The 14,077-nt window shown below is 48.7% G+C and carries 14 protein-coding genes and 1 pseudogene; 2 read left to right on the top strand and 13 right to left on the bottom strand.

Annotation, left to right across the window (positions count from 1 at the left end; genetic code table 11):
- Positions 1-85: 85 nt before the first annotated feature.
- The gene (locus VE009_RS11690; RefSeq protein ID WP_325007747.1) at positions 86-802 is read right to left on the bottom strand and encodes an EAL domain-containing protein; all 717 of its coding nucleotides are present in this window, start codon (positions 800-802) and stop codon (positions 86-88) included.
- 214 nt (positions 803-1,016) lie between these two features.
- Between VE009_RS11690 and VE009_RS11685 the strand changes: the two genes are divergently transcribed.
- Complete coding sequence (locus VE009_RS11685; RefSeq protein ID WP_325007745.1) at positions 1,017-2,018, top strand: LLM class flavin-dependent oxidoreductase; 1,002 nt, start codon at positions 1,017-1,019, stop codon at positions 2,016-2,018.
- A gap of 40 nt (positions 2,019-2,058) precedes the next feature.
- On the opposite strand, the gene VE009_RS11680 is transcribed toward VE009_RS11685, so the two are convergent.
- The 3 genes from VE009_RS11680 to VE009_RS11670 all read right to left on the bottom strand — a co-directional run bounded on the left by VE009_RS11680 (position 2,059) and on the right by VE009_RS11670 (position 5,977).
- The gene (locus tag VE009_RS11680) at positions 2,059-2,442 is read right to left on the bottom strand and encodes a hypothetical protein (RefSeq protein ID WP_325007743.1); all 384 of its coding nucleotides are present in this window, start codon (positions 2,440-2,442) and stop codon (positions 2,059-2,061) included.
- Positions 2,443-2,914: 472 nt separating this feature from the next.
- On the bottom strand, positions 2,915-3,718 hold the full coding sequence (locus tag VE009_RS11675; protein WP_325007741.1) for a sulfite exporter TauE/SafE family protein: 804 nt from the start codon (positions 3,716-3,718) through the stop codon (positions 2,915-2,917).
- Positions 3,719-3,823: 105 nt separating this feature from the next.
- Positions 3,824-5,977: a carboxylesterase/lipase family protein gene (locus tag VE009_RS11670; RefSeq protein ID WP_325007740.1), complete on the bottom strand. Its 2,154-nt coding sequence runs from the start codon at positions 5,975-5,977 to the stop codon at positions 3,824-3,826.
- A gap of 216 nt (positions 5,978-6,193) precedes the next feature.
- Here VE009_RS11670 and VE009_RS11665 point away from each other — a divergent pair, with 216 nt between their 5' ends.
- A complete protein-coding gene (locus tag VE009_RS11665) occupies positions 6,194-7,087 on the top strand; it encodes a LysR family transcriptional regulator (protein ID WP_325007738.1) in 894 nt (297 codons plus the stop codon).
- Between the two features lie 91 nt (positions 7,088-7,178).
- Here VE009_RS11665 and VE009_RS11660 read toward each other — a convergent pair whose 3' ends face one another.
- The 9 genes and pseudogenes from VE009_RS11660 to VE009_RS11615 form a co-directional block, all read right to left on the bottom strand.
- Positions 7,179-7,394 (bottom strand): hypothetical protein, encoded by a 216-nt coding sequence (locus VE009_RS11660; protein WP_325007736.1) that lies wholly within the window; start codon positions 7,392-7,394, stop codon positions 7,179-7,181.
- 286 nt (positions 7,395-7,680) lie between these two features.
- Positions 7,681-7,989 carry a hypothetical protein gene (locus VE009_RS11655; RefSeq protein WP_325007734.1) on the bottom strand — a complete coding sequence of 103 codons (309 nt, stop codon included), beginning with the start codon at positions 7,987-7,989 and terminating at the stop codon, positions 7,681-7,683.
- 306 nt (positions 7,990-8,295) lie between these two features.
- The gene (locus tag VE009_RS11650; RefSeq protein ID WP_325007732.1) at positions 8,296-8,514 is read right to left on the bottom strand and encodes a helix-turn-helix transcriptional regulator; all 219 of its coding nucleotides are present in this window, start codon (positions 8,512-8,514) and stop codon (positions 8,296-8,298) included.
- 277 nt (positions 8,515-8,791) lie between these two features.
- Positions 8,792-9,430: a hypothetical protein gene (locus tag VE009_RS11645; RefSeq protein WP_325007731.1), complete on the bottom strand. Its 639-nt coding sequence runs from the start codon at positions 9,428-9,430 to the stop codon at positions 8,792-8,794.
- A gap of 620 nt (positions 9,431-10,050) precedes the next feature.
- A pseudogene (locus VE009_RS11635) lies at positions 10,051-11,039 on the bottom strand (aldo/keto reductase).
- Positions 11,040-11,075: 36 nt separating this feature from the next.
- Positions 11,076-11,663, bottom strand: coding sequence for an SDR family oxidoreductase (locus VE009_RS11630; protein WP_325007727.1), 588 nt, complete (start codon positions 11,661-11,663; stop codon positions 11,076-11,078).
- 356 nt (positions 11,664-12,019) lie between these two features.
- Positions 12,020-12,430, bottom strand: coding sequence for a cupin domain-containing protein (locus VE009_RS11625; protein ID WP_325007725.1), 411 nt, complete (start codon positions 12,428-12,430; stop codon positions 12,020-12,022).
- On the bottom strand, positions 12,417-13,154 hold the full coding sequence (locus VE009_RS11620; protein WP_325007724.1) for an aldo/keto reductase: 738 nt from the start codon (positions 13,152-13,154) through the stop codon (positions 12,417-12,419). Before VE009_RS11620 ends, VE009_RS11625 begins: the two co-directional genes overlap by 14 nt.
- A gap of 180 nt (positions 13,155-13,334) precedes the next feature.
- Positions 13,335-13,988, bottom strand: coding sequence for a carboxymuconolactone decarboxylase family protein (locus tag VE009_RS11615; RefSeq protein ID WP_325007722.1), 654 nt, complete (start codon positions 13,986-13,988; stop codon positions 13,335-13,337).
- Positions 13,989-14,077 lie beyond the last annotated feature (89 nt).

Here is a 14,077-nt window from a genome sequence, read left to right as displayed (position 1 = left end):
CGCTTCCTTAAGGTTTATAAGGAATAAGTTACACTATAATCGTTCCGTGTGGCAAGGAAGCTTCTAGTTTTTGGTAACGTTCCCTCTACCGTTCCGCGGCCGCTTCGGCGAATCGTTCGAGCGGCTCCGGCCGGCCCAAGGCATACCCTTGCCCTACGTCGACGTCCAGACTCCTCGCCGCCTTGGCGTCTTCTTCGAATTCGATCCCTTCCAGCACCAGCGTGAAGCTGCCTTCGGCCAGCCTCCGATAGCTGTCCACCATGCGCTGCTTCGCCGGCGACTTCGACAGCTCGAACCCGAAATATTGGTCCAGCTTGACGATGTCGGGCTCGAACTCGACGATATTGCGATTGCAAGCCACGCCGCTTCCGACGTCGTCGACGGCGATCGACGCGCCCAGCTCCCGCCGGATGCGCGCTACCGCGTCTTTCAGCGCGTTCCCGCTCCAGAACGAAGCCTCGACGATCGTCTCGGTCAATTCGAACACGAGCGTTGTCGGGTCGAACCCGGTGTCCGCGAATATTCCCTCGAGGTAGGGAAAGAAATCGCGTTCGACCAATGTCGAGGGAAGCACATTGACGAACAGCTTCGTTCCGACTCCATGTTTCCGAAAGCCCTCGACCGCCAGTTTCACGGCATGACGATCCAGCGCATAGACGCTTCCGCGCCCTCTCGCGTTCTCGAATAGCTCGCCCGGCGCCGCGCCCGTTTCGCTCCGCAGCAGCGCTTCGAACCCGAACAACTTATCGTCTTTGAACGAAATCAGCGGTTGATACATGGTAAACATTTGCGACAAATCCATGGTTCTCTCCTCCGGTCTTCAAGCCATCGTTCCGTATTTTCCCCAACCTTCGGATAAAGTCTCCTGATTCGGATAATCTTGCGTTCATTGGCCAACATGATGGATGCGTCCCTCGCATACATGACCTATGCCGTTTGCACGGCAGACCCTAAGTCTGTTACAATAAATATTACAGTTTGAGAGCTCAACTCACACGTGAGGAGGAATCCCCATTTTGACGACATTATCCGTATTGGACTTGGCGCCCGTCGTCGAGGGCGGGACAGCGGCGGATTCTTTCAAAAATACGCTCGATTTGGCCCAACATGCAGAACGGTGGGGCTATCACCGGTACTGGCTTGCAGAGCACCACAACTTCCCAGGCATCGCGAGCTCGGCTACGTCGCTAGTGATCGGCTATGTGGCCGCCGGCACCACGAAGATCCGCGTAGGCTCCGGCGGCATCATGCTTCCGAATCACGCCCCGCTCGTCATTGCGGAACAGTTCGGCACCTTGGAATCCATGTACCCGGGACGGATCGATCTCGGCCTCGGCCGGGCGCCGGGCACCGACCAACTGACTGCCAGAGCGCTGCGGCGCGGACTGGACAGCGACGGGCAGGATTTCCCCAGATTGCTTGAAGAGCTGCGCGAATTTTTCTCCCCTCCTCCGGGGAACAGGTCGGTTCGCGCATACCCTGGAGAAGGGCTGAACATTCCGATTTGGCTGTTAGGCTCCAGCGGATTCAGCGCTCGGTTAGCCGGGCAATTGGGCTTGCCGTTTGCGTTCGCAAGCCATTTCGCCCCTGAATATTTGCTGCCGGCACTAGATCTCTACCGGTCCAGCTTCCGTCCTTCGGAGGCGCTGGAGCAGCCGTATGCCATGGTGGCCATCAACGTCGTCGCGGCGGACACCAATGAGGAAGCGCAGCGATTGGGCACCTCTCATCAGATGGCGTTCCTGAACATCATTCGCGGCCGCACCGGAAAGCTTCGGCCTCCGGTGGACTCCATGGCTCCGCTCTGGAGCGCGCACGAAGAAGAAATTGTGCGAAGCCAGCTGAGATACACGGTAACTGGAGATAAAGACACGGTGCGCGAAGGGGTGCAAGCGATCGTGGAGGAAACGGGGGCGGACGAGATTATGGTCACAGGCCAAATCTATGACCATCACGCCCGCTTACGCTCCTTCGAAATTTTAGCGGATGCTTGCGGGCTGAAGGCATCGGGCGAATAATCGACAAAAAAAGAACAGCTCCGGCTGTTCTTTTTCGTCGTTAGGTGTCGTAAACGCTTCGTTCCACGACTTCCGGGATTTCCTCGCGCTGCGCGAGATATGTTTCTTCCGTGATGCTGCCGCTCGCGTACCGCTGCTCAAGCAGCGCCAACGCCTCCGCCACTTGCAGTTCGACCACGGCCGCGGGGTCTTTCCCGCCGGCGCGCGCGATATCGGCGAGCGAGAACCCGTCGTAGATCGCTTCCCGCAGCTGCTCGTCGTTCTCAAGTCCAAGCGCTTGCAGCAATGCGTCGCCGTCGTCCGATTCGGAGTCGGCGGAAGCCCGGGGTGCTGCGTCCGGGAGCGTACCTTCCTTGTATAGCGGATGTCCTACCGCGATCGCTATCGCCAAAGTACCCAGCATCATCCATCGTTTCGCGTTCATCGGTTCCGTTCACCCTTTCCCTGGAAACGCCTCAGAGACAGTATAACGCGCGAACCTTAAATCCACATGAAATAGGCTGCATTAAAAAAAGAGCAAGCCCGTCGCAACGGACTTGCTCGCGCATAAAAAAACGCTAAAAGCGCCGTGTGCGCTTTTAGCGTTTTGCTGCTTAATACGTATTTACCGACCAGCCCGCATCGATGGCTGCGTTGTACGTGCTGTAGTGGACTGTCGTCTTATCATAAGGGATATTCTGCACGCTTGATTGGTACCAGTCTACGTACTCGTCTGTTTCAAGGTCGATGAGATCCAAATAGACTTCTCCGTCAAATTGTCCCTGGGCGTCTAATTCTGCATCGAGAACCAACTCGAGAGCGACCGACGAATTGTTAACTTTCGCTGTTTTTCCGTGGCAATCGGTGCTATTCTGACGCCAACGCTGTTAAGATTTGTTTATGTCCATATTGATGGTTTACGACTTCATCATCAACCGGAACGCAACAAGCATAAGCATGACCGCTAACACCTTCACAAGGACTCCTGCCGGAATCCGCTTGGCGAGGCGCGCGCCGATTTGTCCGCCAACGAAAGCGCCCGGAGCGAGCATCAGCACTTTCATCCAATCAATATTCAATAAAAAAGCATGGGTCGTCGTGCTTACAACAGCGGACAGGCTAATTTGGAACATGGAAGTCGCGACGGCGATATGCGGGGGAAAGAGGAGCAGCAGCGTCATCGTCGGTACCATCAGACTGCCGCCGCCCACCCCGAACAAACTGGATAAGAACCCCACGAAAAAGCTGATGGCAACGCCGACGGGAAGATGATACGCCAATGGGAAGCTTTCCCCCGAGGCATCCACCAATGTCCTGGACACGGTCGGCCGGAAGTGCAGCGCGCCAATAGACTGTTTCGGTTTAAATATAAGCAGCAGCGAGACGAATATAAGAAATGCGCCAAAACCTATATAAAAAGCCTTCCCCGTCATCGATTCCACCCAGAAGGCCCCAATCACGGAGCCTGGGATCGAGGCGGCGGCAAACCATAGCGCGGCTTGGTATTCGATTCTTTGTTGCTTGGCATACACATAGGTGCTGGAGATGGAATTCACGAGCAGCATCGCCATCGAGGTGCCTGCCAGATGCGCCGGGAGCATGTCCGGAAACAAAAAGGCCAGAGCGGGAACAACGATAAACCCTCCCCCAAGCCCCACCAGGGAGCCCGACATGCCGGCGAGGAGTCCAATAAGCAATAGCATAAGAAGTTCGATGATCAATGCTCGTCCCCCCTTCTCGGCAGTTGTTTATACTGCAAGATATTATATACAAACAGCGAAGGCGCCCGGTGGAGGGCTCCCTTCGCCTCGCGTGTAACAATTGAATTAGGGCTTCCAGAAGAATCGTCCGGCAAATATTTGATCCTTAATCCAAGCCTTCTGTTCCGCCGAAAGACTCGGATCCGCTTCCATCTCGGCAAGAATGTCTTCGTTCTTCAGGTATTCGGCAGACATGGCAACGATCGCCTGCGCATCATCCGCATCCAGCTTCAGGATTTTCTCCGCGTTGTCTTCGTCGCTCCATTCGTTCCAAAGCGGAAGTCCTTCGCCGTTCGGATTGCCGGTATAAAGGAATTGCTTCACGTACCCTCGTACGATGGCCGTCAAGGCTTCTCGACCAGGCTCGTTCTCTTCCGTAACGTACCCTTTAGGGAAATACTGCGTTACAGTCGCAACGTCACCCGTATAAAACATTATATCCGCTCCGTGCCTTGCGCCCATCAAGAACCGGTGGCCCGGATCAATGACTCCATCCCTTGTTCCCCAACCGAACCGGTACGCATACACCGGCGGCTGACCAGGTTGTCCCGCAAGCCGCTCTGCCACCCGCTCCGCGTTGAATCCGGCATACAAGCCGCTTCCGTACTTCACGGATGCGCTGTACAGCTTCATTTTTTGGCTGTCTTTAAACAAGCTTCCATCCATGATGGATGGCAGGAAATCCGGGTCCGACAGCGCGAATACGGAAAATTCGGTTGCCGTGCTCCCTAGTATCACGGGGACTTTGTGATAATGACCGGAATCGATCCGCTTAAACCCTTCCTTCGGAATGACCGCGCCGTCTTCGAACAAATGAGGGAACGGCTCCATTTGGATCGAAACCTGTCCGTATGCCTGGGCATACTCTGCCGCGTCCAATCCGCGCAAGAAGGCGTCGATCGCTTCCGCGGATTGCGACTGGATCCACTCCCGTGCCTCTTCCGCGTCCCCCGCCTTCCCGTGCTTGATCAGCAGCATGCTTAATATCTCATCCGATTTGGCATCGCCTTTCGAAGGGTCCGCCGTGGTCAAGCCGCCGCTCAGAACGACCGCTTTATGGAATAATCCTTCCCCTAGCGGAGAAATCATGGCAGCAAGTACATTCCTTGCGCCTGCCGATTGACCGGACAGCGTAACATTGTTCGGGTTCCCGCCGAACGACTCGATGTTGTCGCGCACCCATGTCAAGGAGTGCAGAATATCCAACAACCCGTAATTCCCGGAATCGTCGATTGCGTCTCCTGTTCTAAGGGCGGGGTGGCGAAAGAATCCCATCGCGCCTAACCGATAATTCACGGAAATAATGATACTGTTTGTTTCCCTAGCCAACTGATCTCCCTTAAAGTCCTGTCCGGAACCGCTCATATTGCCGCCGCCGTGCGCGAATACGAGAACCGGAAGGTTAGAGCTGGCGTTGTCCGGACGCCATATATTTAAGTAGAGGCAATCCTCCTCGCCGATCGTCTTGCCATTGGCGGACTGCACGCAGCTATTGCCGTATCGGGTCGTCTCTATAACGCCGTCCCAGCTCGCAAGCTCGCGAGGCGCTTTCCAGCGAAGCTCATGAACCGGGGATTGTGCGTAAGGGACTCCCAGCCACTCTAAGACTCCAGCCTCAGCCTGCCGCGTGCCTCTGATCTTTCCATATACCGTTTCGATCAGCGGCTGCGGCTTAAAATTCGCTTTATTTCGACTGGCCGTATATTGCTCTGCCAGTGTCTCGTTCCCTTGGTTGATCTGCATCGATAAAGCCTCGTATGTAGCTTTGATTGTACGTTCGTTGTTCATGAGTCCACCTCCGGCAATCACGTTCAACCCCTTTTCCTTCGCAAAAGAGAGCACTTCCTCACGCGGGTAATCGATATTCTCATAATAACCTAGGAGCGTTAATAGAACTCTCCCATATTCCTCTGCGCTGATTTGACCTAGAGGCTCGGAGTCGCTCCCCCATCCGAGATAAGGGTGTTCAAATAAATAGGCTAGGAGCGGCTGCATCTTTGTTGATACGGATGCGTTCTCGTAAGAAGAGGAGGCTGCGTAAGATAAAGCTTCTTCCTCCAAGCCGGCGATCCGCAAGTAAAGAATGCCGGCCTGAAGTCTTGAGGTCGGCTTGCGCAAATAAGCCTCCGTAATGCCGTACCCTTCTCCCTGGATGACACCTGAATCTACAAGCTTCTGAATCTCTTTGCCGGTCACATCATTCCTTGTCGCCGCTTCCATGCTCATTGGAATGAGCGATTGCACCGCTAAGACCCCCGCTAACGCCCACGCAACCGTTGTCTGCCGAAATCCCGACATAGTCAGCATTCTTCCCCCTTACCAAGGTTTGCTTTCAAACCTAGTATAGGGTTGTTTTTATATAATTTAAAATATATCATTATATATATAGTTCATATGTATTTTGTTATAAAGAAAGAAGGGGATACCATCGATCTCTTGTCGCTCAAATATTTTCAGACTGTCGCGCGCCTTGAACATATGACGAGAGCCGCAGAATCGCTGCAGATCGCCCAACCCGCCCTAAGCAAAATGATCGGAAACCTGGAAAAAGAACTGAACGTGAAACTGTTCGATCGTACGGGGAAGACGATTCAGCTCAACGAGTTCGGAAGGCGGTTTTTAGCCAGAGTTGACGCGGCTTTGCAAACGCTGGAGGATGGCAAACAGGAGCTTCTAGACCTCGCGGGACGACCTACAGGAAACCTTGTCTTTTACATTCAAGTCGGATCTTATTTGTTGCCCGATATGATTTCGAAGTTCCGGCAGCAATATCCGGAAGTTGAATTTAAGCTGCTGCAGCATGATTCGGGGAGCTCCGTCTACCCGTCTTTTGATTTATGCATCTCCTCATCCCCATTTACTATTCCCGGAACCGAGTCTGTGCCGGTGTTGACGGAAGAGATTAAGCTCGCGGTCCCAAGCGGCCACCGGCTGGCACACCGCCAAACCGTACGCTTGCATGAACTTGCGGAGGAACGATTTATCGGGTTAAAACCGGGCAAGCGGCTGCGCGAAACGACAGATTCCCTCTGCCGATTCGCAGGATTTATCCCGCACATCATTTACGAGTGCGACGAGCCCGCAATGGTCCGCAGTTTAATTCGAGCCGGCCTCGGCGTCTCTTTTATACCTTCGTTAACGTGGGGCGGCTCCGAGGGCTCCTCCGTCGCTCTTGTTTCCATCGAAGAGCCCATAAGCACCCGAACGATCGAGATTTCATGGTATACCCATCGGTATATGACCGAAGCGGCAAAGAAGTTCAAGGAATTTGTTCTGGAATATTACAAACAATTGGGAGAGGGCCTTCCTCAAAGGATAAGCCCTGAATGAGATTCGGGGCCAATTTTCTGGAAAAATCCAGTTGTTTTTAAGCACTTATACGGGGATATCGATAGACAGGTCCATCGCCACACTCTCGTCCCTATTTTTCAGAATCTTTCTTATCGCATAATATCAACCCAATAACAAAAGGGATTAATATAAGTATATAAACCCAAACTGGTAATTGACTGAAATAGTCATTACTATATGTCCCGTCGATTTCATCGACATTTTGAGCAAGCCCTGCAAGTGCCAAGACTATTGCTGCTGTAAGTGATGAAAAGCCGATAAGTACCAGTCCCGCTAGCCGATTCATTTAAACCCACCTTTCGCTTTAAGAACACGCCTCTTACAAGTATACTGACCGGTTTTTGGTATACCTTTAAAAGCCAACAATTCTACACCTTTATATAACAAGTACGCTCCACCTAACAAAACAATTAAATAGATGAACTTATCCTTAAACATTTTCTTCCTCCTACGATACACCACCCTCATTTTAACAGATTTAACTAAACTATACTGCCCGATAGCTCAGTGGCCTCGCTACAATGCAAAAAAAAAGCGATGGATCGGGTCCACCGTCGCTCTCTCGAGCATAATCAACGTCCGTCAGTCTTCTTGATGCTTAGCAGCTCGGGAGCTCCCCACATTCTGGTTTTATATGAAATGTAATACTGCCCCCCCTCCTGTACTAGTTCACTAATATTTACAGCTGTTTTAACTGTGGTACGTACACCGCTGTAGTCTGCAACTACAATGGCATTAACCCCGGTTTTTTCAAGTACCACCGCCTGGGCCGTTAGTGTGGTTTTTGAGAAATAAACAAACATTCCGAATAAAAGTAATGCAGTGATTAGGGAAATAATTTTAACAGTTGGTTTCTTCGATTTCAGCCACACCACCCCCATCTTGTATATTTTACCACAAAGTGGGATGCTGAAATTGTAGTATATGCCCAGTTAGCTTAACGCCACCGCTGCCAGTCTAGAACTTTATTTTCACGGTCTAACACTTTATTTTCTCAGTCTACAACTTTATTTTCATGAGACAATAATTAGCGGATCTTGATTATTCAACGGTTGTTTCTTTGCCGCGCCGTTCCGGGTTCCGTAGCGTAGGGAACCGGCCCGTGCCTCATCCGCATCGACACAAGGCAATTTTCTCCCATTATTAACACCACCTAAATCCTTTAGCTCAATGCCGTTTCCGCCAGCCTAGGATTTAAAGTGCTCCCCCTCCCCCAAAATAAGCCAGTTCAAATTAACATTAAAGCCTGTGGCTAATGAGATTAAGGTGTCGGCAGAAGGTTTGCAAATATTCTTTTCAATTTCACTTAGACGACCCTGTGATATGTTTATAGCTTTCGAGAATTCTTGTTGATTTAACTTATGTAATTTTCTAACGTGCTTTACACGTTCACCGATATTAGTCATATCTAGCCTCCCCAAAGGAAAAGCCCCGGAAAGCATCTCCGGGGCCGTTCTTGCTGTAAAACATTCTCGTCAAACTTACTTTCCTACATTTCCAACTACTCTCCGACTATTTCAACTGCTTTCCGAGTTTCCCAACTACTTTCCGTCTTTTTTACGAACGGATGTTTAGTGACATTAGAGTTGGGAATTGAAGAAACCTGTAGTATTAAGGCTTTGTTGTTTTATTCATGCTCACCATTTTTACATTAGAGTTGGTAATTACGTTGGACGGTAAACCTTAGACATTGACAATAGAGTTGGGAAATACATTCTGCATACCCCTTTTACATTGGAAATACGCTGGGTAATTCGTCAAAAGACTTCTTACGGCTTCCTCATTATCGTTTAATTGTATTATAGTTGTTTCTTTATAAGTACCTCCTACTCCCAACAACTCGGTTAGCTGTTGTGCAACAACTCTGTCTGAAAATCCAAGTTCATAAAGAATCACAGCTTTTCGAGACGGCAAACCATACTTGAGCTTTTTTTGAAAATCCTCGATCAGGTCAGATATATTTTCAAGCCCCTCGTTCCTAACTAAGGGCAATAGTTCTAAAACCGCACCTAGTATCAATGCCCCTTCATAGGATAACGAGTTGTCACATATCTCTACGAGATTCTCCATCTTGAGTGCCTTCGGTCGCTTCCCACTTAGCACCACACCGGATTGACTTACAAACTCAAATAATTCCCCATAGGTTTCACCCGAAACCCATCCTTTACAAATTCTTCCCAAAACCTCAGGAGGATCACATTTATTAAAGATGTTATTCTCTGTATTTTCATAAAATTCTTCGATTGGACGGATCTCCGTAGCATCTACAGCTCCCATAAAATCATCGAGATCGTAGCTCTTCATCTCATCTAACGTATACACAAAGTCATCTTGTTCTTGAGTTGCATGGCAAGAAATGCAGCTTCCGATTTTTCTATTGGTATTAACTGACTTGTCAGCTGTGAAAGCCTGGTACCGCCAATCACCATTACGTTCCTCGGGAGGAGTCTCGTCGCCCCAGTCTGAGCGTTTTCATTCACGAAGATATCGGTTAATTCTCCATCCCTGTAGATCTCAAGTGTGATGACAGAACCACTGGGGATAGGCTGTCCATCCTTCACTGCTTCAATCGTTTCCCGACTTGTATATAGCAGTTCTTTGGCATTTCCACGAGTCACTGTCGTATAGAGCACGTCCTTATCATAATTCTCCGGGAGTTTAACTTGTTCACTAGCATCTCCAGACGGTTCCGCTTCTTGAGCACTGTTTGTCATGGCACTGTCAGCTCTTGACTGTTCCGCTTCTTGAGCAACGTTTGCTATCTCATTGTCGTTGCTTCCACAAGCAGAAAATGCGAAAGCTGTAACCAACCCGAGGGCAAGACTAAATAGTTTCTTCAAAGTTTTCCTCCTCCAAACCCGCTGTAATGCGTTTCCACCGATCAGCGGAACCATAAAGTATAGAACTATACCCAAAACGATTACTCTACTTTAATGAGCCTTCTATTTACCCACTCTTTTTGCGTAATCCGAACCCGCCGGATAGCGTTCTCCTGAAATCTCGATCTTAGAAAGCGCATTGTGTATATCACTTAATTCCTTGGGAGTCAGTTCACCGTTGGCCGCGCCAAGATTTTCTTCCAGGCGTTCCAGTCTGCGCGTGCCAGGGATCGGGACAATCCAAGGCTTTTGGGCAAGTACCCATGCGAGTGCAATTTGAGCAGGCGTTGCGTTTCTCTCTGCGGCAATCTTCTTTATGAGTTCGACCAAAACCTGATTTGCCTCGAGATTCTCTGGTTGAAAGCGGGGAGCCATGCTACGGAAGTCGGATTCAACAAAGGTTGTATTCTTTTCAATTCTTCCGGTAAGGAATCCCTTGCCTAGCGGGCTGAAGGGAACGAAGCCAATTCCGAGTTCTTCAAGCGTTGGTAGCAGTTCTTCTTCAGGAATCTGCACATCATTGAGTATTCACTTTGAATTGCCGTGAGTGGTATAACCGCGTGCGCGCGGCGAATCGTACCTACACCTGCTTCGGAAAGTCCCCAATACTTTACTTTGCCTTCCTGAATCAGATCCCGAATAACTCCGGCTACTTCTTCTATCGGCACATTCGGGTCAACTCGATGCTGATAGTAAAGGTCAATGGTATCCGATTTAAGGCGTTTGAGCGATCCTTCGACGGATTTCCTAATTTGCTCCGGCTTGCTGTCAAGTACCTGTTTGCCATTTTCCATTTGAATTCCGAATTTGGTGGCGATGACCACCTTCCCCTTGAATGAGGCAAGTGCTTCACCTAAGAGCTCTTCATTTACAAAAGGACCATAAACTTCGGCGGTATCAAAAAAGGTAACACCGCGATCTATCGCCGCATGGATAAGAGAAATCATCTCTGCTTTGTCTGATGCAGGACCATAACCATGGCTCATGCCCATGCAACCAAGCCCAATAGCGGATACTTCTAAACCGCTATTTCCTAGTTTTCTTTTTTGCATAATTCAATCTCCTTCCACTTAAGCGAATTACTGTATTTATTCAGGCTTGTTTACCCCTAAGCTGCGGCGAACTTCCAAGCTCGGAGTTACAGCTAGTTTAACAACCAAATCTGCAACACTCTTACGCGATACATCATTCCCCTTAAATGGTTCGCCTTTCTGGGTCGTCTCGTAGTCAATTTCATCTTTATTGGTAAACCAGCCCGGTCTCAAAATCGTGTAATCCAGGTTCGAAGCTTCAATTACCGCAGCTGACTTACGATATGGGTCTAAAATGCTGCCATGTTTCTCACCAGGGACTTCATCATAAATTCCCATTGAACTGATCCAAATGAGGCGTTTGACTCCGGAAGCGTTCATTGCTTCGACAACATTCTTTGCCATTTGCTCTAAAGCACCAGCTAAATTTGCATAAACAACGTCCTGTCCATTCATTGCTTCTTTTAATTTTTCAATATCCATTACATCGCCTTCGATTACTCTAACACGACTAGAATCCACTCTTCCTAGTCTGCGTGGGTTGCGCAAATAAAGTGTCAGCTGCGCATCAGTTTCTTTAAGGAATAAATCAATGGCAACGCGAGCGATTCCCCCGCTTGCTCCAAGGATTAAAACATTTGTCAAATTTAAAACTCTCCTTCGTTTAGTTGTCTGCTTGTTGCGCGTTTCGTGAACGTACGGGTTAGCCTGAAGGAAACGGACGCAACGATGACAGCCGTCGCGACCGCAGCAGCAGCAGTTTCGTGCAGCTCTGCTTCGCTGTTGGTGCTGGCATCGGAGGAGTAGCTGTGGGCGATTCATCGATATTATCGATCTGTTGGATCGGCCTGTTCATGCTAAGCATGATGCCGGAAGCTTCCGGAGCAAATGAAAGCAGGTTAAAGTTCTGCGTCGGTCCGAACGTCCATGCAGCAACCGCCCAAAGCATGAGTATAAAACGGCAGCCGAATCACGGCTGCCGTTTCTACTTGGTAATTCATTCACTTGAGATTGTTATATTCTTCATCACTTACGGGTTCCAACCATTCCGGCTTTCCTGCGGTAATTGCAATGTGTTCAAACCAGCTATCTTTTGTAGCACCATGCCAGTGTTTTACACCATCATGGGTGACAATAACATCACCGGCTTTTAAGAATTTAGCAGGTTTACCTTCTTCTTGGTACCAACCTTCGCCACCGGTTACTAATAAAAGTTGAAATCCATCACGATGAATATGCCAGTTATTGCGGCATCCCGGTTCAAAGGTCACATTCCCAACACCAACATTCACTTTAGGATCAGCTATTAATGTTTTCATATAACTTTGTCCCACAAAATATTGTGCATATGCTTCATTTTTTTCGCCCACCGGGAAAATAACGCCATTTTTTACTTCTTCATGTTTTACCATTTTGCCTTCCTCCTGTTTTTAATTTCCCGCCAAATACCGGGAAGAAACTATGCTCACCATAATTCTGGATGTGCTCTACATTCTTCAAAGACTCCATATCTGCATCGCTGATAACAAAATCAAGCTCTGCATTGTTTCTCATGTGATCTGGATTTGCCGTCTTAGGAATTACTACAAGACCAAGCTGAATATCATAACGAAGGCAAAGCTGAGCAACAGATACTCCGTACTTATCAGCTATTACCTTAATCTCTGCATTATCAAGGACTGCACCGTGTGCTATTGGTGAATATGCCTCTACCAGGATGTCATTCTTCTGGCAGAATTGAATCAGCTCCAAAGGAGTATTGCTCACATGTGCTAATATCTGATTTACCATAGGCTTAGTCTCACAGCTTGCAAGAATATTCTCTACATCATCCTGAAGGAAGTTAGAAAGACCGATTGTCTTTACTCTGCCGGCCTTATAAGCATCCTCCATTGCTTTCCATGCTTCTTTGTTTTCCTCAAAGTATCGGTTTTCCTCACCGAACTCCTTCCAAGGCTGTGGGCTGTGGATAATCAAAAGGTCAATGTAATCCAGTCCTATTTTTGCTAATGACTCATCAATGGACTGCGTAACTGCCTCATAGGTCTTTAATTCTGCAGCAACCTTTGTCGTTATGAAAGAGTTCTTCTCTTGTGACACCGCAGGAACGGATTCCTTCGCCAACACCAGCTTCATTTCTATAAGCCTGAGCAGTATCTATATGGCGATATCCGATAGATACCGCATCACGCAATGCTTGTGCCGCCTCTTCATCGTTAAGCAGCCAAGTACCAAGACCTAATTTTGGAATTTCTACACCATTTGATAATTTTTAAGTTTCGTTAAACATGTATTTCTCTCCTTTGCTTCTTAAATTTAAGGAATAATTTCATTAACGCATGCTAGTGCGTTCAGCGTTCTCGGAAAGCCCATATAGGGAAGGCAGTGGGAAATAACCGTAATCAATGTTTCCTTGTTATTGCCCACATTTACGTTGCCCTGCACATGTGCCTTCACTTGACCTTCAGCACCGCCCAAGCTACTTACGATACAAAGCGTCAGCAGCTCGCGTGTTTTCAAATCAAGTCCGCCGCGAGTATAGAAATCTCCAAAACAAAAGGCGGAAAGAAACCCCTGTATGTGCTTTTGATTTTCCGGTGCATTTACGCGCATTTTTGCAATGACATCACCAAAGATCTCTACCTGCACGGCAAGCCCCTTGTCAAACCGATTATTTTCTTCGACCTGTGTTTGGTTTTCAAGCGGCAATGCAATATTTCTCGCTTTGAAAACCTCATTAACTTCATTTATCGTATTCAGTGTTTTGGGAAATCCAATGTATGGCGCACACTGATAAATTGCTTCCTTGATTTGCACTGGTGTCAGCCCAACGTTTAGCGCGGCGTTTACATGATCCTTTAATTGGGGCAACGTTTGGTTTGTCGTAAGCACCACTAAAGTGATAAGCTCCCGTTGTTTATCGTCAAGGTTACCTTGATGGAAAATTTCCCCAAAAATGAAGCGGCTCAAGATTTCCTGAAAATCAGGGTCGGTACGTATGCGGCAGGTACCCCAGTGCCAAATAGCTGTTTATATTTCTGTTCACTCAATTCTTTTCT

This window comes from Paenibacillus sp., from assembly GCF_035645195.1.
Classification (GTDB): domain Bacteria; phylum Bacillota; class Bacilli; order Paenibacillales; family YIM-B00363; genus Paenibacillus_AE.
The sequence above is the reverse complement of the archived record's forward strand: the minus strand, read 5'-3'. Positions and strand labels throughout refer to the sequence as shown.

Coding starts and splice junctions, on each gene's coding strand:
- VE009_RS11690 (WP_325007747.1), bottom strand. CDS start 802: ATGGATTTGTCGCAAATGTTTACCATGTATCAACCGCTGATTTCGTTC.
- VE009_RS11680 (WP_325007743.1), bottom strand. CDS start 2,442: ATGAACGCGAAACGATGGATGATGCTGGGTACTTTGGCGATAGCGATC.
- VE009_RS11670 (WP_325007740.1), bottom strand. CDS start 5,977: ATGGAAGCGGCGACAAGGAATGATGTGACCGGCAAAGAGATTCAGAAG.
- VE009_RS11660 (WP_325007736.1), bottom strand. CDS start 7,394: ATGAATCGGCTAGCGGGACTGGTACTTATCGGCTTTTCATCACTTACA.
- VE009_RS11655 (WP_325007734.1), bottom strand. CDS start 7,989: ATGGGGGTGGTGTGGCTGAAATCGAAGAAACCAACTGTTAAAATTATT.
- VE009_RS11650 (WP_325007732.1), bottom strand. CDS start 8,514: ATGACTAATATCGGTGAACGTGTAAAGCACGTTAGAAAATTACATAAG.
- VE009_RS11625 (WP_325007725.1), bottom strand. CDS start 12,430: ATGGTAAAACATGAAGAAGTAAAAAATGGCGTTATTTTCCCGGTGGGC.
- VE009_RS11620 (WP_325007724.1), bottom strand. CDS start 13,154: ATGAAGCTGGTGTTGGCGAAGGAATCCGTTCCTGCGGTGTCACAAGAG.